Annotated in this window: 13 protein-coding genes and 5 tRNA genes; 6 read left to right on the forward strand and 12 right to left on the reverse strand. The window is 66.7% G+C overall.

The features are described 5' to 3' along the window. Positions 1-43: 43 nt before the first annotated feature. The 7 genes from clpP to KZ491_RS06420 form a co-directional block, all read right to left on the reverse strand. On the reverse strand, positions 44-670 hold the full coding sequence (gene clpP, locus KZ491_RS06390; RefSeq protein ID WP_222565024.1) for an ATP-dependent Clp endopeptidase proteolytic subunit ClpP: 627 nt from the start codon (positions 668-670) through the stop codon (positions 44-46). Between the two features lie 117 nt (positions 671-787). Then, positions 788-2,086 carry a trigger factor gene (tig, locus tag KZ491_RS06395; protein WP_222565025.1) on the reverse strand — a complete coding sequence of 433 codons (1,299 nt, stop codon included), beginning with the start codon at positions 2,084-2,086 and terminating at the stop codon, positions 788-790. 178 nt (positions 2,087-2,264) lie between these two features. Beyond that, positions 2,265-2,349, reverse strand: a tRNA-Leu gene (locus KZ491_RS06400). A gap of 99 nt (positions 2,350-2,448) precedes the next feature. After that, a tRNA-Lys gene (locus KZ491_RS06405) sits at positions 2,449-2,524 on the reverse strand. A 40-nt stretch (positions 2,525-2,564) separates the two neighbouring features. Then, positions 2,565-2,641: transfer RNA gene (locus tag KZ491_RS06410), tRNA-His, on the reverse strand. 46 nt (positions 2,642-2,687) lie between these two features. Continuing rightward, positions 2,688-2,764 (reverse strand) — tRNA-Arg (locus KZ491_RS06415). Between the two features lie 33 nt (positions 2,765-2,797). Continuing rightward, positions 2,798-2,874, reverse strand: a tRNA-Pro gene (locus KZ491_RS06420). A gap of 143 nt (positions 2,875-3,017) precedes the next feature. On the opposite strand from KZ491_RS06420, the gene KZ491_RS06425 reads away from it, so the two are divergent. Beyond that, positions 3,018-3,773: a Bax inhibitor-1/YccA family protein gene (locus KZ491_RS06425; protein ID WP_222565026.1), complete on the forward strand. Its 756-nt coding sequence runs from the start codon at positions 3,018-3,020 to the stop codon at positions 3,771-3,773. Positions 3,774-3,911: 138 nt separating this feature from the next. On the opposite strand, the gene KZ491_RS06430 is transcribed toward KZ491_RS06425, so the two are convergent. The 3 genes from KZ491_RS06430 to grxC form a co-directional block, all read right to left on the reverse strand. Then, a complete protein-coding gene (locus KZ491_RS06430; protein ID WP_222565027.1) occupies positions 3,912-4,919 on the reverse strand; it encodes an isocitrate dehydrogenase in 1,008 nt (335 codons plus the stop codon). Positions 4,920-5,032: 113 nt separating this feature from the next. After that, positions 5,033-5,368, reverse strand: coding sequence for a carboxymuconolactone decarboxylase family protein (locus KZ491_RS06435; RefSeq protein WP_246606685.1), 336 nt, complete (start codon positions 5,366-5,368; stop codon positions 5,033-5,035). Positions 5,369-5,430: 62 nt separating this feature from the next. After that, positions 5,431-5,706, reverse strand: a complete 276-nt coding sequence (gene grxC / locus KZ491_RS06440) for a glutaredoxin 3 (protein ID WP_246606594.1) — start codon at positions 5,704-5,706, stop codon at positions 5,431-5,433. A gap of 266 nt (positions 5,707-5,972) precedes the next feature. On the opposite strand from grxC, the gene KZ491_RS06445 reads away from it, so the two are divergent. From KZ491_RS06445 to ppx, 5 genes are all read left to right on the forward strand, one after another. After that, positions 5,973-7,544 carry a M48 family metalloprotease gene (locus KZ491_RS06445; protein WP_484549421.1) on the forward strand — a complete coding sequence of 524 codons (1,572 nt, stop codon included), beginning with the start codon at positions 5,973-5,975 and terminating at the stop codon, positions 7,542-7,544. 133 nt (positions 7,545-7,677) lie between these two features. Further along, entirely contained in the window at positions 7,678-8,385 is a 708-nt protein-coding gene (gene phoB / locus KZ491_RS06450; RefSeq protein WP_222565030.1) for a phosphate regulon transcriptional regulator PhoB, read from the forward strand. A gap of 29 nt (positions 8,386-8,414) precedes the next feature. Further along, positions 8,415-9,785, forward strand: coding sequence for a phosphate regulon sensor histidine kinase PhoR (gene phoR / locus KZ491_RS06455; RefSeq protein WP_222565031.1), 1,371 nt, complete (start codon positions 8,415-8,417; stop codon positions 9,783-9,785). 59 nt (positions 9,786-9,844) lie between these two features. Further along, positions 9,845-11,953: a polyphosphate kinase 1 gene (ppk1, locus tag KZ491_RS06460; RefSeq protein ID WP_222565505.1), complete on the forward strand. Its 2,109-nt coding sequence runs from the start codon at positions 9,845-9,847 to the stop codon at positions 11,951-11,953. A 14-nt stretch (positions 11,954-11,967) separates the two neighbouring features. After that, complete coding sequence (ppx, locus tag KZ491_RS06465) at positions 11,968-13,494, forward strand: exopolyphosphatase (RefSeq protein ID WP_222565032.1); 1,527 nt, start codon at positions 11,968-11,970, stop codon at positions 13,492-13,494. Here the strand turns inward: ppx and mdoH are convergent. Further along, positions 13,469-15,391 (reverse strand): glucans biosynthesis glucosyltransferase MdoH, encoded by a 1,923-nt coding sequence (mdoH, locus tag KZ491_RS06470; protein ID WP_246606595.1) that lies wholly within the window; start codon positions 15,389-15,391, stop codon positions 13,469-13,471. The genes ppx and mdoH overlap by 26 nt on opposite strands. A gap of 83 nt (positions 15,392-15,474) precedes the next feature. Further along, positions 15,475-17,064, reverse strand: coding sequence for an OpgD/OpgG family glucan biosynthesis protein (locus KZ491_RS06475; RefSeq protein WP_222565034.1), 1,590 nt, complete (start codon positions 17,062-17,064; stop codon positions 15,475-15,477). Positions 17,065-17,104: the final 40 nt, after the last annotated feature.

Raw genomic sequence — 17,104 nt, forward strand, 5'->3', positions numbered from 1 at the left:
GCGGCTTGCGCGAAATCGCTTGGAATCCACTGCGGCGTTGGCCTCAGCTCGCCTGGATCGACTCGTCGGGTCGGCGCTCAAGCACCTCGTCGACCAGACCGTAGTCGCGTGCCGCCTCGGCACCCTTGAAGTTGTCGCGGTCGGTATCGCGCGCAATGGTTTCCAGCGGCTGACCGGTGTGGCGCGACAACACCTCGTTGAGGCGCTGCTTCAAGGCAAGGATCTCGCGGGCGTGGATTTCGATATCGGTCGCCTGGCCCTGGAAGCCGCCCAGCGGCTGGTGGATCATCACCCGCGAGTTGGGGAGCGCGTAGCGCTTGCCCTTCGCGCCGGAAGCCAGCAACAGCGCCCCCATGGAGGCGGCCTGGCCGACGCAAATCGTGCTCACGTCCGGCCGGATGTACTGCATGGTGTCGTAGATCGCCATGCCGGCGGTGACCACGCCACCGGGCGAGTTGATATAGAGGCTGATGTCCTTCTCGGGGTTCTCCGCCTCGAGGAAAAGCATCTGCGCCACGATGACGTTGGCGACGTGGTCGTCGATCGGACCGACCAGGAAGATCACCCGCTCCTTGAGCAGGCGCGAGTAGATGTCGTACGCGCGCTCACCACGGCTGGTCTGTTCGACCACCATCGGCACGAGGTTCAGGGCTTTTGTTTGCTTATCCATCAAAACGGCACCTTGGCTGGCATTGCATGGGCTGACCCAATCAACGTGGGGTCGACCGGGCCACGACGCAAGGGCCGCCGGTGCCCGCGGGAGGCGGGAACCGGCAAGCCGGATCGACTACTGGCGGATCGCGTCGGCGAACTCGAGCGGCTGCTCGGTGTGCTCGGCGCGCTCAGCAATCCAGTCGATGACCTGCTCTTCCATGACGCGGCCCTGCAGGCCCCGCATCAGGCCCTGATCATTGCGGTAGAGCTCGATGACCTGCTCGGGCTCCTCGTAGGTCGAGGCAATCAGGTTCAGGGTCTCGTTGACACGCTTGGGATCCAGCTTGAGGTCGTTGCTGCGGGCCACTTCGCCCACCAGCAGGCCGACCAGCACGCGCTTGCGTGCGCTGTCCATGAACGGGAGATGGGCGTCCTCGGGAAGCTCGGCATTGCGACCCTGGCGACGGGCCTGCTCGACGGCCTGCGCGGCCATGTCACGCGCCTCGTTTTCGACCAGCTTCGGCGGCATTTCCACCTCGGCGTAGGCGGCGGCCAGCTGCTCGCTGACCTCGCGGCGCAGACGGCTCATCAGTGCGCCTTTGAGCTCGCGCTCCAGGTTGCTGCGGATCTCGGAACGGAACTGCTCGGCATCGCCGCTGCGAATGCCAAAGCTCTTGATGAACTCGGCGTCGACCTCGGGCAGGTGCGGCTCGGACACCTTGCCGACCTTCAGGTTCACGACGACCGTCTTGCCAGCCAGCGCGGGAACGCGCCAATCGGCCGGAAACTCGACATCGACGTCCTTCTCATCGCCGGCCTTCATGCCCTTCAGCTCGGCCTCGATCGCCGGCAGCATGCCGCCCGAGCCGATCACCGTGGTGCCGCGCTCGGCGCCTTCGGCCGGCATCCGCTCACCCTCGACCGTGGAGAAGGTCTCCAGCTCGACCGCGTCGCCGTCCTGGGCGCCGCGTTCGACTTCGTTCCAGCTGCGGCGCTGCAGCCGCAGGTTCTCGACCATGGTGTCGATGTCCGCGTCCTTCACCTCGGAAGTGTTGCGGACGATCTTCAGGCCGGACACATCGATGTCGCCGAAATCCGGCACGACCTCGAAGGTCGCCACGTAGGCCAGCTCGTCGGCGTTGTCGCTGGCCGGCTCGATCGCCGGGCTGCCGGCGATCTTCAGCGACTGCTCGCGCACCGCGTTGCCGAAGCTGTCCCGGACCAGGGCGTCAAGCACTTCGGCGCGCACCTGCTGGCCGAAGCGCTGCTCGATGACCTTGGGCGGGATCCGTCCGGGACGGAAACCCTTGATCCGCGCCGTGCGCGAGATCTCGCGCAGACGGCCACCGACTTCACTCTGGAAGCGGTCCGACGGGAGGTTGAAGGTCATGCGGCGTTCAAGGGCACCGAGCGATTCGACCGAAACTTGCATATCCACTCCTGCAACCGCGGCGAACACCGACGGCACGTTGATTTGATGTTGGGCCAGCGCTGGCCGCGGCGAGCGGGGCCCGGCGCGGGTCAACGCGATAGTCTGGCGGATTACGACCTTGGCTGCCAGTCTTTTCCCGACCGGGCCGTCGTCACCGCAGCGGCGATCGCGTCCGCGGTGGTGCGAAAGGGGGGACTCGAACCCCCACGCCTTGCGGCACTGGCACCTAAAGCCAGGGCGTCTACCAATTCCGCCACTTTCGCTTGTCGTGACCTGGACCCGGCGACCGCAGGATAGAAGCGAACGCGGGTGCCAGACAATAAAAAGGGCGCCGAGGACTGATCCCTGGCACCCGTTCTATCTGGTGGGCCGTGATGGATTCGAACCATCGACCTATTGATTAAGAGTCAACTGCTCTACCAACTGAGCTAACGGCCCGGAACACGCGGAATTGTACAGCACAATCCCAGAAAAAAAGTGGGGTGGAAGACGGGATTCGAACCCGCGACCCTCGGAATCACAATCCGATGCTCTAACCAACTGAGCTACATCCACCACAGGCAAAACGACAACACGATCATATCCAAAACATTCGGGTGACTGGCGCGCCCGGCAGGACTCGAACCTGCAACCACTGGCTTAGAAGGCTAGTGCTCTATCCGGTTGAGCTACGGGCGCCTGTGGAAATCATACCGACGCCGTGGAACTTGATGGTCGGGGCAGAGGGATTCGAACCCCCGACCCTCTGGTCCCAAACCAGATGCGCTACCAGACTGCGCTATGCCCCGATCCGGGCCTTCGTTGCACGCCAATGCCCCGAAAGGCCGACCATTCTGGCCCGCTGCCCCGGCGCTGTCAACGGTTCAGCGGCAAAGTGGAGAACGCGGTGTATCCTCGACTGCAGACATCCAATTCTGCCCAGGGGGCTTGCATGATTCGCAGCAGCAATCCGGCGTTGAAGGAGTCCAGCTTCCTGGACATCAACAGCGGCACCGTCGTGCGCGGTGGCAATGACGTGATGACCCTCAACGGCACGGTCAACAAGACTGGCATGCTGTTGTTGCTTTGCGTCCTCACCGCCGCGTTCGCCTGGGGCCAGGTATCCACGCCCGCCGGCGTCGTCGGTGCCGCTCCTTACATGTGGGGCGGGTTGATCGGCGGCCTGGTACTGGCGTTTGCCACCATCTTCAAGAAGGAATGGGCGCCGATCACCGCGCCGCTGTACGCACTGCTGGAAGGCTTCTTCCTTGGCGCGATCTCGGCAATGTTCAACCACATGTACGACGGCATCGTGATGCAGGCGGTGTTGCTCACCTTTGCCACGCTGTTCGCAATGCTGTTTGCGTACCGAAGCGGGATGATCAAGGTGACCGAGAAATTCAAACTCGGCGTCGTGGCCGCGACCGGCGGCATCTTCCTGGTCTATCTCGCCAGCATCGTGATGGGGTTCTTTGGCGTGAACATCCCGATGATTCACGAGTCGGGCTTGGTCGGCATCGGCTTCAGCCTGGTGGTGGTCGTGGTGGCGTCACTCAACCTGGTGCTGGACTTCGACTTCATCGAGAACGCGGTGGCGAAAGGCGCGCCCAAGCACATGGAGTGGTACGGCGCGTTCGGCCTGATGGTCACGCTGGTGTGGCTGTACATCGAGTTCCTGCGTCTGCTGTCGAAGTTGCAGTCGCGCTGAGGCTTATCGCTGGCAGCACCGACCAAAGGGCGCTTCGGCGCCCTTTTTTGTTGCGCCGACGTGGCCAAAAAAAACGGAGCGCCATTGGCGCTCCGTCGGGTCCGAAATGCAATCAGCGGACGTAAACAGTTCTGCGGCTCAGACCCGGCTGGCGATCGCCTGGGCAAAGCCCATCGTGGTACCGCTGCCGCCCAGGTCGCCGGTTAGGCTGTCCTTGGCTTCCAGCGTGGCCACGATCGCCTCGCGCAGGCGCGTCGCATCGTTGGGCTTGCCCAGGTGATCGAGCATCTGCGCGGCGCCCAGCAGCAGCGCGCACGGGTTGGCCTTGCCTTGGCCGGCAATGTCCGGAGCGGTTCCGTGGACGGCCTCGAAGATCGCCGCATCGGCGCCGATATTGGCACCCGGAATCAGGCCCAGACCACCGATCAGGCCCGCACACAGGTCAGAGATGATGTCGCCGAACAGGTTGGTGGTTACCAGCACGTCGAACTGCTCCGGGCGCATCACCAGCTGCATGCACGCGTTGTCGACGATCATCTCCTCGCACTCGATGTCCGGGTACTGCGCGGCAACTTCACGCGCGGTCTTCAGGAACAGGCCCGAGGTGGACTTGAGGATATTCGCCTTGTGGACCACCGTGACCTTCTTGCGCCCGGCCGCTCGCGCCAGGTCGAAGGCGTAGCGGACGATGCGCTCTGAACCCTTGCGCGTGGTGCGGGTGATGGAGATCGCGCTCTGGCCGTCGGCGGCGGTTTCCTGGCCTTCGGCGCTGTAGGCGCCTTCGGTGTTCTCGCGCACGGTGATCACGTCCACGTCGGCCGGGAATCGCGTAAGCGTATTGGGGAACGACTTTGCCGGGCGCACGTTGGCGTACAGGTCGAAGCGCTTGCGCAGCTCCACGTTGATCGAGGAAAAACCGCCGCCGACCGGGGTCGTGAGAGGGCTCTTCAGGGCGATCCGGTTCTTGCGGATGGAGTCCATCGTCGCGGCAGGAAGCAGCTCACCGGTCTTCTCCATCGCGACCATGCCGGCGTCGGCGAATTCATACTCCAGGTCGAGCTTCATCGCATCGAGCACGTGGAGCGTTGCATCCATGATTTCCGGGCCGATGCCGTCGCCATGGATGACCGTAATCGTCTGAGTCATGTGGGATTCTCTTCCAGCTGGGGGAGCGCGCTGCGTGCTGCGCGGCGCCGAAGGGTTAGCCCCGTAATTATGCCGGATCACCGGCCGGCCTGCAGGCCGGCGCGGGCGAGGTGTCAGTCGTGGTCGTGGGCCGGCGGCAGCGGGCCGGCGCCCTGCTCCAGCTGGTCGAGGAAGTCGACGGCGCGGCGCAGGTGCGGGATGACGATCGAGCCGCCGACCACCAGGCCGACCGAAAAGGTCTCGAACATTTCCTCGCGCGTGGCACCGGCCTCGTGGCACTGGCCGACGTGGTAGCTGATGCAGTCATCGCAGCGCAGGACCATCGAGGCGACCAGGCCGAGCAGTTCCTTGGTCTTCACGTCCAACGCGCCGGCCTTGTAGGTCTGCGTGTCGAGGGCGAAGAAACGCCGCACGACCTGGTTGGGCTCAGACAGGATGCGGTCGTTCATGCGCTGGCGGAAGCCGGCAAAATCCTCTGCCCCGCGGTTTCCAGGCCGGCCGCCGGACTCGCTCACTGCGCGCCTTCCAGCAACGGCTCGAACTTGCCGGCGCGATGCATGGCCATCATGTCGTCGAAGCCGCCGACGTGGGTGTCACCGACGAAGATCTGCGGCACGCTGGTGCGCTTGGCCAGGGCGACCATTTTCTCGCGCTCGGCCGGATCCAGGTCGACGCGGATCTCCCGCCACTGCAGGCCCTTGCTCTTCAGGAAGTTGGCCGCAGCGACGCAATACGGACAGGTCGCGCTGGTGTAGATCAGGATCTCGGGGGTAGCGGTGGAATTCAATTCGTCTCTCCTGCGGTGAACTCGGGGGGCGGTCGGCGGTCCAACACCAATGTTGACCGCGCGCCAGCGCATGCATGCCGCCTCCACGTGGGACGGCTGACCGCCTACATGGGTCCGCCGCGTGAAAGATTCCAGTCTAATGCGCGCAACACCGTTCCCGCGCTGCGCTGCAGGCGCGGTTAACCCGCAATTAACCCGCCGCGCCATCGCAGCGACCATCCTCAACGCACCGCACCACCCTGCAGCACCGGCACCAGGAGCCTCACTTGCGCCGCATCGTCTTGCTTACCGCCGCCCTCACCCTTTCCTTGGCAAGTGTCTCTGCTCCCGCGCAGGATTCGCTGCCCGACATCGGCTCGTCCGCAGGCGAACTGCTGACCCCGGGCCAGCAGGAGGAATACGGCGCGATGATGCTGGCCCAGCTGCGACATTACGACTACATCCTTGAAGATCCCCTGATCGACAGCTGGCTGGATTCGCTGGGCAGCCGGCTGGGTGCCAGCAGCGATCGCCCGACGCAGCCGTTCACCTTCTTCATGCTCCGCGAGCGCCAGATCAACGCCTTCGCCACCCTCGGCGGCTACATCGGCGTGAACGCGGGCCTGGTCCTGGCGGCCGACCGCGAGGACGAGGTGGCCGGCGTGCTTGCGCACGAGATCTCGCACGTCACCCAGCAGCACGTGCTGCGCGGCGCCGAGCGCGCCCAACGCGACCAGTTGCCGATCCTGCTGGGGATGCTGGGTGCGATCGTGGCAGCGCAATCGGCCGGTGGCAGCTCCTCGGGTGAGGCGACCCAGGCGGCGATCATGTCGGCGATGGGCCTGGCCCAACAGCGGCAGATCAACTACACCCGTTCCAACGAGCACGAGGCCGACCGCATCGGCCTGCAGACCCTCGCCCGTGCAGGCTACGACGCCGGTGCGATGGCGGAGTTCTTCCTCGTCATGCAGGCCCGCTCCCGGGCCAATGCGGCGGGCGCCTACGACATTCCGGACTACCTGATGACCCACCCGGTCACCACGACCCGTATCAGCGAGGCCAAGGAGCGGGCGGAGCGGCTGGGTGCGAGCGTTGGTTCCTTCCGGGTCGGCTCCATTGCGACCGACAACCCGCTGCTGCCCAACGGCTTGATGATCCAGGCCAGTGAAACGCAGGGCACCGGATATTTCGATCTGGCCCGCGAGCGCCTGCGTGTCTTCAGTGCCGAATCGCCGGCGGCGGCGATACGCGAGTACGAGCAGATCGCCAGTCGCGGCGAGCTCGACGAAGCGCAACGCTACGGGTTGGCGATCGCGCGCCTGCGCGCGGGCCAGGCGCCCGCTGCGGTGAAACTGTTGCAGGAGCTGATGAAGGATCGTCCGGCAGACCTGTGGATCAACCTCGGACTGGCGGAGGCGGAATCGCGAAGCGGACGGAAGGCGACCGCCGACACCCGCTTTGAGGCGCTGGTGCAGCGACTGCCGCGCAATCGCGCCGTGGTCCTGACCTACGCGTCCGCGCTGCTGGAGCGCGACGATGTGGAATCGGGAAAGCGCGCCCAGGCGGTGTTGCGGCCCTTGGCCGGCCAATCCGGGAATGACCCCGAGTTCCAGCGCAGTTTTGCGCGTGCCAGCGAAATTGCCGGCGAGCCGATCCGTGCCGGTGAGGCCTACGCCGAGGCGGCGTTCCTCAGCGGCCGGGCCGAACAGGCATTGGTCCAGTTGAACGTGTTGAAGAAGCGACCCGAGGTCGACTATTACGCGCGGGCCCGGATCGAGGCGCGGATCGCCCGGATAACCCCCACGGTACTGGAGCTGCATCGCCAGGGCATCCGCGACGAGGTGCTTGAACGGCGCTAGTCTGCGCGGCGGTCGTCAACGGCGTCGGCGCTGTCATCAAGCGGTCATGAAGCCGTGGTGTACTTCCGTGATCGGACGCTGCCGCATCGCGCGGCGGCTCCGACCCGACCCCTCCGAGGCATTCGAGCATTCCTTGCAAAAACGCATCCTGATTGTCGAAGACGAGCCCGCCATCCGCGACATGGTCGCCTTCGCCGTGTCGCGCAGCGACTACGAGCCGGTGACGGCTGGCGATGCACACGAGGCGGAGGTCGCAATTGCCGACCGCGTGCCCGACCTGATCCTGCTGGACTGGATGCTGCCCGGTACCAGCGGCATCGAACTGGCCCGGCGGTGGCGGCGGCAGACGCTGACCCGCGACATCCCGATCATCATGCTGACCGCGCGCGGCGAGGAGGACGACCGGGTCGGCGGCCTGGAAGCCGGCGTGGATGATTACGTGGTCAAGCCGTTCTCCGCCCGCGAGCTGCTGGCGCGGATTCGCGCGGTGCTGCGCCGCGCGCGCGATGACGATGAAGACGGCAGCATCCGGATCGGCGCCCTGCGCATGGATGGCGCCGCCCACCGGGTATTCGCCGGTGATCCGGGGAATGAGCAGCCGGTCGCGATCGGACCTGCCGAGTACCGCTTGCTGCATTTCTTCATGACACACGCAGACCGCGTGTACACCCGTGCGCAGTTGCTCGATCACGTCTGGGGAGGCAGCGTTTACGTGGAAGAGCGGACCGTGGACGTGCATGTGCGCAGGGTTCGACGGGCGTTGGAGCCGTTCGACCTCGACGGCATGATCCAGACCGTGCGCGGCGTGGGTTACCGCTTCTCCGCCGCCCCGACCACCTGATCCACGCGGGATCTGTTGGATACTGGGCCATGACTCCTGCCGCCCGCTCCGCCTGGCTGCGTACCCTTGGCTTGACCGTTGTTGGCCTGGCGATCACGGGCGTGCTCGGCGTTGCGGTCGGACAGTTCTGGCCCGTGCTGGCGCTGGGAGCTGTGGCCATGCTGGGATGGCAGCACTGGCGACTGGGCCGTGTACTGCACCGCCTCGGCGGACGACGCTGGCCGACACTGACTGCCAAACCCGGGGCCTGGAGCGAACTGGACCGGCTGCACGACCGCGACCAGCGCGAGCGTCGGGTGCGCAAGCGGCGCCTGCTGGAGATGCTGCGCGCCTACCGGGCAGCCGCCGCTGCGCTGCCCGATGCGGTCGTGGTGGTGGAGCGCAACAGCCAGCGAATCCGCTGGTTCAACCAGGCCGCCGCCACGCTGCTCGGGCTGCGTTATCCGGCCGATGTCGGCGCGCCGCTGGTGCCGCGTCTGCGGCCGTTGCCACTGGCGCAGTGGCTCGCCAGCGGCCGGCACGCCGATACCCTCGAGGTTGCGTCGCCGGTCAACCCGGCCACCCGCCTGAGCCTGCGCCTGATCCCCTACTCCGAGAACCTGTGGCTGCTGGTCGCACGTGACGTCACCCGCCTGCTGCAGCTGGAACAGATGCGCCGGGACTTCGTGGCCAACGTCTCCCACGAACTGCGCACGCCGCTGACGGTCATCCACGGTTATCTGGACATGATCGACCCCGACGAGCACAGCGGGCTGGCGCCTGTGCTGGGCGAGATGCAGCGTCAGTCGCAACGCATGGCCCGGCTGGTCGAGGACCTGCTGGCGTTGTCGCGACTGGAGGCCGCCGATGGCGCGCCATTGGAGGAGCGGGTGGCGATGGATGCGATGCTCGACACGCTGCGCCGTGAAGGCCTTGCGCTCGGTCAGGGCAGGCACCGGATCCGGGTGGAAAACACGGCGGACGTGGATCTGTGGGGATCGGGCACCGAGTTGCACAGCGCGTTCTCCAACCTCGTCGGCAACGCGGTACGCCATACGCCGGAGGGCGGCGAGGTGCTGATCCGGTTCCGCCGCGAGGACCCCCGCGGCGATGGGCAGGCCGGAGAACCGGGCGGTGTCGTGCTAGAGGTCATCGACAGCGGCATCGGCATCGCCGCCGAGCACCTGCCGCGAATCACCGAGCGTTTCTACCGCGTATCAAACAGCCGCTCACGCACCAGCGGCGGTACCGGGCTGGGCCTTGCCATCGTCAAACACGTGCTGCAACGGCACCACGCGCGTCTCGAGGTGCGCAGCCGGATCGGGGATGGCAGCATGTTCTCCTGTCACTTCACGGCTGCGCGGGTACGTCCACGTGAGCGCGGCGCCAGCCACACTGCTCCCAGCGAGGCCATGCCATGAATGCCCCCCAACGGCCGTCCTCACCGTCGCCGCCCGCCCTGCAGGTCGAGCTGGAGCAGATGCTGCCCGCCGACGCGCCGCTGGACGTCGGCCTGTACAGCGACAACAAGGCCGATGGCCCGCTGCACGATCCATCGCTGTACTTCAACCGCGAACTCTCGCAACTGGCCTTCAACGTGCGTGTCCTGGCGCAGGCGCAGGACCCCGAGGTACCACTGCTGGAGCGGCTGAAATTCCTCTGTATCAGCTGCACCAACCTGGACGAGTTTTTCGAGATCCGCGCCGGCGCCGCCCAGCACACCCTCGACGTCGGCGGTCCGCTTGCACCCGATGGACTGTCACCGGCCGCGCTGCTGAGCCGCATCCACGACGAGGCCGCTGCGCTGGTCGAGGCGCAATACGAATGCTGGAACACGGTGCTTCGCCCGGCGATGGCCGAGGCGGGAGTGCGCGTTCTGGCCCGCGGCAGCTGGAGCAAACGCCAGACCCGCTGGCTGCGCGCGTATTTCCGCGACGAGATCATGCCGGTGTTGTCGCCACTGGGGCTGGACCCCGCGCACCCGTTCCCGAAGATCCTCAACAAGTCGCTCAACATCGTCGTCGTGTTGAAGGGACGCGACGCGTTCGGTCGCAGCGGCGGGCTGGCGATCGTGCGGGCGCCGCGCTCACTGTCGCGCATCATCCAGGTTCCGGAGCGGGTCAGCGGCGGCCCCAGCGATTTCGTTTTCCTGTCCGCCGTGCTGTCGAGCTTTGTCGATGAGCTGTTTCCCGGGATGGAGGTCCAGGGCGCCTACCAGTTCCGGGTGACCCGCAACTCGGAGTTGTTCGTCGATGAGGAAGAAGTCGACAACATCGCTCTGGCACTGCGCGATGAACTGGCCGGTCGCGGCTACCTGCGCGCGGTCCGTCTGGAGATCGCAAACGCGTGTCCGGAACCGATCGTCAACCTGCTGCTGGAGAAGTTCGCCCTGGCCCCCGAGGCGGTGTACCGGATCAAGGGGCCGGTCAACCTGAACCGGGTCATCCAGGTCTATGACCTGGTCGATCGCCCGGATCTGAAGTTCCCGCCATTCCAGCCGCGGGTGCTGCCCGGCATGGACCGGATGTTCGAGACGATCGCCGCCGGCGACGTGCTGCTGCACCACCCCTTCGATGCCTTCACGCCGGTGCTGGAGCTGCTGCGCCAGGCCGCGGAGGACCCGGCGGTGCTGGCGATCAAGCAGACGCTGTACCGGTCGGGCAAGGACTCGGCGATCGTCGCGGCGCTGATCCACGCCGCCCGCAACGGCAAGGACGTCACCGCAGTGGTCGAGCTGCGCGCACGCTTCGACGAGGAGGCCAACCTGGGCTTCGCCGACCGCATGCAGGAGGCCGGGGTGCAGGTCGTCTACGGCGTGGTCGGCTACAAGACCCACGCCAAGATGATGCTGGTGGTGCGCCGCGAGGGGCGCAAGCTGCGTCGATACGTGCACATGGGCACCGGCAACTACCATGCCGGCACCGCGCGACTGTATACCGACCTGGGCCTGATGACGGCCCATCCGGAGATCGGCAACGACGTCCACCTGATCTTCCAGCAATTGTCCGGCCTGGCGCCATCGATGACGCTCAAGCGCCTGCTGCAATCGCCGTTCACCCTGCACGCGGGAATGCTCCGGCGGATCGACCGCGAACGGGCCCATGCCGAGGCCGGGCGCCCTGCACGGATCGTGGCACGGATGAATGCGCTCAACGAGCCGCAGGTGATCCGCGCGCTATACCGGGCTTCGCAGGCGGGCGTGGAGATCGACCTGATTGTGCGCGGCGCCTGTTCCCTGCGCCCGGGCGTGGCCGGGATCAGCGAGAATATCCGGGTGCGCTCCATCGTGGGCCGCTTCCTGGAGCACAGTCGCGCGTACTGGTTCGCCAACGACGGTGCCCCGGAACTGTTCTGCGCGAGTGCCGACTGGCTGGAGCGCAACCTGCTGCGCCGGGTCGAGACCTGCTTCCCGATCCTCGATCCCGCGGTGGCCAAGCGGGTGTTCGACGAGGCGTTGGGGAACTACCTGGACGACAATCTCAACGCGTGGGAACTGCAGCCCGGCGGCGAATACCGGATCGTTGAACGCACCGATGACGCCCTGCCCCATTCGGCCCAGGCGTCATTGTTGGCCAAACTGTGCGGATGATCGAAACTACCCCGATGACCGAACTCCACCCCGCCTCGCTGCCGTTGCAGGAGGGCGAAATGCTGGCCGCCATCGACCTGGGGTCCAACAGTTTCCACATGGTGGTGGCGCAGTACCTGCTCGGCCAGCTGCGGGTGGTGGACCGCCTGCGCGAGACCGTCCGTCTGGCCGACGGACTGGATGCACGCGGTGGGTTGTCGGCAGAGGCACGCCAACGTGCCTACGCGTGCCTGGCCCGATTTGGCCAGCGCATCCGCGACATTCCACCGCAACGGGTGCGTGCGATCGCCACCAACACGGTGCGCAAGCTGGCGTCCCCGCAGGCGTTCCTGATGCCGGCCGAAAGCGCGCTGGGCCATGCCATCGAAGTGGTCGCCGGCCGCGAGGAAGCGCGCTTGATCTACCTCGGCGTGGCCCACACGCAGCCGTCCAAACGCGGGCGCCTGCGGCTGGTGCTCGACATCGGCGGCGGATCGACCGAATGCATCATCGGCAGCGGATTGGAGACCATCGAGCGCGAGAGTATCCAGTTGGGGTGCGTGGCAACCACGCGCAGGTATTTCAGTGACGGCAAACTCAGCCGCAAACGCTGGAATGCCGCCCTGACCGACGTCGCCACCACGTTCCAGCCGTTCGCCGCGCGCTACCGGGAGTTGGGCTGGGACGATGCCATCGGTACCTCGGGCACCAACAAGGCCATCGGCGATGTCTGCGCAGCGATGAAACTGACCAAGGGCTCAGTGCTCGCCGACGCGCTGCCACAGGTGCGTGATCGTCTGCTGCGTGCCCGCAGCATCGACACCATCGACCTGCCCAGCCTGCCCGAGGATCGGCGGCCGGTCATCGCCGGCGGCCTGCTGGTGCTGGAGGCAGCCTTCCACGCGTTGGGTCTTGAGCGGATGGCAGTGAGCAAGGCGGCGCTACGCGAAGGCGTGCTCTACGACATGCTCGAGCGCGGCGGCGATGACGACCCGCGCGACAGCTCCGTCCTTGCCTTGATGAAGCGCTACGGGATCGACGCGCTGCAGGCCGACCGGGTGGAGGCGACCGCGTTGCGCCTGTTCGATCAGGTGGCCGGATCGTGGAATCTGGAAATCGACGACCGCCTGATGCTGAGCCGCGCGGCCCGGCTGCACGAACTCGGCCTCACCATCGCCCATAGCCAGTACCACGTGCACGGTGCCTACGTCGTCGAGCACAGCGACATCGCCGGTTTCTCGCGCCAGCAGCAGCAGTTCCTCGCCGCCGTGATCCGCACCCAGCGCCGCAAGATTCCCAAACACGTCTTCGACGCCCTGCCCGACCGCCTGCTGCCGGCGGCGCGGCATACCGCCGCGTTGTTGCGCCTGGCGGTGCTGATCCATCGCGCCCACGAAGCAGACCCTATACCGCGGCTCGACGCCCAGGTCGACGATGATCGACTTACGCTGACGCTCGACGAGCGCTGGTTCGACGCCCGTCCGCTATTGAAGGCCGACCTGGACGACGAGCCAGCCAAGATCGCTCCGCTGGGAATCAGCCTGCGGTTGCAGACGCGATAACGCCGTTACCGGCCTGGTGCTCGGGCTCGGCTGCCGGTCGCGCCAGGCCGCTGCGCAGGCCTTGCACGCGGGTCAGGATCGGTGGCGGCGACACTTCCTCGGGGGTGAGGAAGATGCCCCAGCGACGCAGCCGGCTGCCGGCTTCCGGGGCCGCCGTGAGTGCCACCACCGGCATCGACAGCACCAGACCCAGCAACACCGGCGACATCCAGAGCATCAGCGATGGCGACACCGCAAAGCTCCATGCGGCCACGACTACGCCGCACACGGTGACGCCGCCGTAGCGCTGCCACAGCTCGGCACGGGTCAGCGTGCCGTCATCGCGGCGCTGACTCTCCCAGCCCGAATCACGTCCGGCCAGCACCTCGATCACGCCGCGCGACTGCACGTACATCGTCACCGGCGCCATCAGCGTGGTCAGCAGCGTCTCGACGAGCACGCCGGCGGTCAGGCGCAGTGCACCACCGCAGCTCCGTCGCGCCCACGGATCGGTCAGGGCAAGAATGAAGCCCAGCAACTTCGGTCCCAGCAGCAAGGACATGGTGAGCATGAACACCCAGAAGAAGCGCTCCATGCCCTTGGGTCCGGTCCAATCCGACGCCGAGCCGAGGCCCGGAAACACCAGCGAGTCCCACTGCAGGCCCGAGCTGGCCATCGTCATCACCAGCCCGATCAGCATCAGCGCCCCCCAAAGCGGCGCGGTGATGTAGTGGCCAATCCCGGTAAGCAGGTGCCAACGGCTGACCCAGTGCAACCCCCTGGCCGGAATTACGCCGCCGTGCTGCAGGTTGCCCTGGCACCAGCGCCGGTCCCGAACCAGCATGTCGGTCAGCGACGGCGGGCCTTCCTCATAACTTCCGCCCAGCGCAGGCACCAGATGCACCTCCCAGCCGCCACGACGCAACAGGGCGGCCTCGACAAAATCGTGGCTGAGGATGCTGCCACCGAACGGGCGCGATCCCGGCAATTCGGGTAGTCCGGCGCAGGAGGCGAATGCGGCGGTGCGAATGATCGCGTTGTGGCCCCAGTAGTTGCCCTCGGTGCCATGCCACCACGCGTTGCCATGGGCCAGCACCGGACCGTACACACGGCCGGCGAACTGCTGCATGCGGCCGAAGACGGTGCTGCCATTGACCACCACCGGCAGGGTCTGGATCAGGCCGACTTCGGGATGCCGCTCCATGGCAGCGGCAAGCCGGTTGATCGCCTTGCCGGTCATCAGGCTGTCGGCGTCCAGAATCAGCATCTGGGGGTAGGCTGCGCCGAAGCGCCGCACCCATTCGGCGATATTGCCGGCCTTGCGATCGATGTTTTCCGGACGATGCCGGTAATACAGGCGCACGTGGCCACCGAGCACGTCCCGCAGGCGATGGAATGCGGCCAGTTCGCGCTGCTGCAACTCGGGTCGGGTGGTGTCGCTGAGCACGAAGAAGTCGTACGCGTCGGCGCGGCGGGTTTTCAGCACCGACTCGCAGATCGACTGCAACCCCGCCATCAGGCGCTCCGGATCCTCGTTGTAGGTGGGCATCAGCAGCGCGGTCCGGGTGGTCAGCGCGGGCAAGGGGCCGGCATCGACCACACCGAGCCGGCCGCGGCGGCGGTAGCCGTTGACGATCAACCCAAAGCCGGCGAGCGCGCTCATGAAGCCCTGCGCCACCCAGACGAACAGCGCCGCGAACAGCAACAGGCTCAGCCACTCCAAGCCGCTGTGGCCGCCCCCCCGCATGGCCCACCACAGCTGGTAGGTGGCGAGCAGGGTCAGCCCCGCGGTGCCCCCAAGCACGATAAGGCGGCGCCACACGATGTCCACCGGCGTGCCGGACAGACGCGCGGGCGCAGGGGCGGCCTCGTCGAAGGACTGCACGGGCATTTCCAGCGGGGCTTCCACAGGGAGCATCCCCGCGTCCGCGGAACCGGGACGGCGGTCGCCCGCCTCCTTTCGGGGCACGGTGTGCGGGTCTTTGCGGCAGTAAACCTTGCTCATGCGGTCCATCGATACAACCAGGTTTCAGAAAGCGGGGATCCGTCCGTGGCCAGCAAACGCGCGCGCAACTCGATAACCGGCTCGCTGCCGGGATCAAGCTCGAATGCGATGCGCCAGGTGCCGGCCACGGCGCCGGGCTGGGCCACGACGTTGGCGACGCGCCCAGCGCTGGCTTCCACTTCAGCGCGCGGCTCGCGCGCGCCCGCGGCATCCTGAAGGCTGCCGCCGCCAAGATCAATGACGAACCGACGCGCGCCGACTCCGGCGCCGGCAGCTGGCGGCAGCTCCGGCGCGGGCACCACGCCGCCGACCCGGGTGGCTTCCACCCGGGCCAGGGCCGGATTCCATGGATGCCGGTCGCACCAGTGCAGGCGGTAGTCGAAGCGATGCTCGCGACCGGCGTCCAGCGTCTGCCGCGGGCGCCAGAAGGCGACGATGTTGTCGTGGTATTCGTCAGCGGTGGGGATCTCAAACAGGTGCACGGCGCCTTCGCCCCAGTCGCCCTGCGGCTCCACCCACGCGCTGGGACGCAGGTCGTAGCGCGCTTCGCTGTCACCAAAATCGTTGAATGTGCGCTTGCGCTGCATCAGGCCGAACCCGCGGGGCTGGCGGTCCAGGAACAGGCTCTCCTGCACCGACGCCGGATTGCGCAGCGGTCGCCACAGCTGCTCGCCGGCACCGTTCAACAGGGCCAGGCCATCGGAGTCGTGCACCGCTGCCCGATAGTCGTCGATCCCCACCCGGTCGCCGGCGTCGAACTGGAACATGCTGGTCAGCGGCGCGATGCCGGCCTGGGCCAGGTCGACCCGCGGGTACAGCCGCATGCTGACGTCGAAGACCGAGTCGGCGCCCGGGTGGATGACAAAGGCGAATGCAGCCGCAGCGCTCGGACTGTCCATCAAGGCGTGGACACGGATCTGCGCGGCGCCCGGCGCCGGCCGTTCCAGCCAGAACGCCTTGAAGAACGGGAATTCCTCACCGGCCGGGTCGGCCGTGCGCAATGCCAGTCCGCGGGCGGACAGGCCGTAGCGTTGGCCACGCCCGACGGCACGGAAATAGCTCGCGCCAAGGAAGGCGCAGACCTCATCGAAGTAGTCGGGCCGGTTGATTGGCGCATGCAGGCGGAAGCCGGCAAAACCCAGGTCCGTTGCCGCGGGCTTCGCTGCTGCGCCAAAGGTGAACATGTCCGGGCTGTAGGCCAGGGGTCGGGCAACGCCGGCGACCACTTCGTTGATTTCCACACGTTGCGCGTGCAGGAACCCACGGTGGAAGAACTGAGCCTGGAACGGCCGTCCCTCGCCGCGCCACAGTGAATGCGACGGATCAAAGCGGATATCGCGGTACTCGTCGTAGGCAATGCGCCGCAGCGCCTCTGGCAAGTCGCCGGCAGGCGGGCGGAACCTCTGCGCCGCCAGCTCGCGCGCCAAGGCCGGTACGGTCTCGGCGCCGAACGCCGTGCCCGCCGATTGCGCAGCCGTCTGCACACCCTCGTCCAGCAGCAGGGACAAAGGCGATCCCAGCACCGGACGCCCGAGGGCAGCCAGCGGCAGCGACAAACCCGCGATCAGCAGTTCACGACGATCCACACAGATACCGGAAATGGGAAAAACGACCAGCCTAGGCGCT

The organism is Novilysobacter antarcticus, from assembly GCF_019802285.1.
Taxonomy (GTDB): Bacteria; Pseudomonadota; Gammaproteobacteria; order Xanthomonadales; family Xanthomonadaceae; genus Novilysobacter; species Novilysobacter antarcticus.

What these genes read in the sequence shown, in the direction of transcription:
- clpP (WP_222565024.1), bottom strand. Translation starts at nt 670, where the DNA reads ATGGATAAGCAAACAAAAGCCCTGAACCTCGTGCCGATGGTGGTCGAA.
- tig (WP_222565025.1), bottom strand. Translation starts at nt 2,086, where the DNA reads ATGCAAGTTTCGGTCGAATCGCTCGGTGCCCTTGAACGCCGCATGACC.
- KZ491_RS06425 (WP_222565026.1), top strand. Translation starts at nt 3,018, where the DNA reads ATGATTCGCAGCAGCAATCCGGCGTTGAAGGAGTCCAGCTTCCTGGAC.
- KZ491_RS06430 (WP_222565027.1), bottom strand. Translation starts at nt 4,919, where the DNA reads ATGACTCAGACGATTACGGTCATCCATGGCGACGGCATCGGCCCGGAA.
- KZ491_RS06435 (WP_246606685.1), bottom strand. Translation starts at nt 5,368, where the DNA reads ATGAACGACCGCATCCTGTCTGAGCCCAACCAGGTCGTGCGGCGTTTC.
- phoR (WP_222565031.1), top strand. Translation starts at nt 8,415, where the DNA reads ATGACTCCTGCCGCCCGCTCCGCCTGGCTGCGTACCCTTGGCTTGACC.
- ppk1 (WP_222565505.1), top strand. Translation starts at nt 9,845, where the DNA reads ATGCTGCCCGCCGACGCGCCGCTGGACGTCGGCCTGTACAGCGACAAC.
- ppx (WP_222565032.1), top strand. Translation starts at nt 11,968, where the DNA reads ATGACCGAACTCCACCCCGCCTCGCTGCCGTTGCAGGAGGGCGAAATG.
- mdoH (WP_246606595.1), bottom strand. Translation starts at nt 15,391, where the DNA reads ATGCTCCCTGTGGAAGCCCCGCTGGAAATGCCCGTGCAGTCCTTCGAC.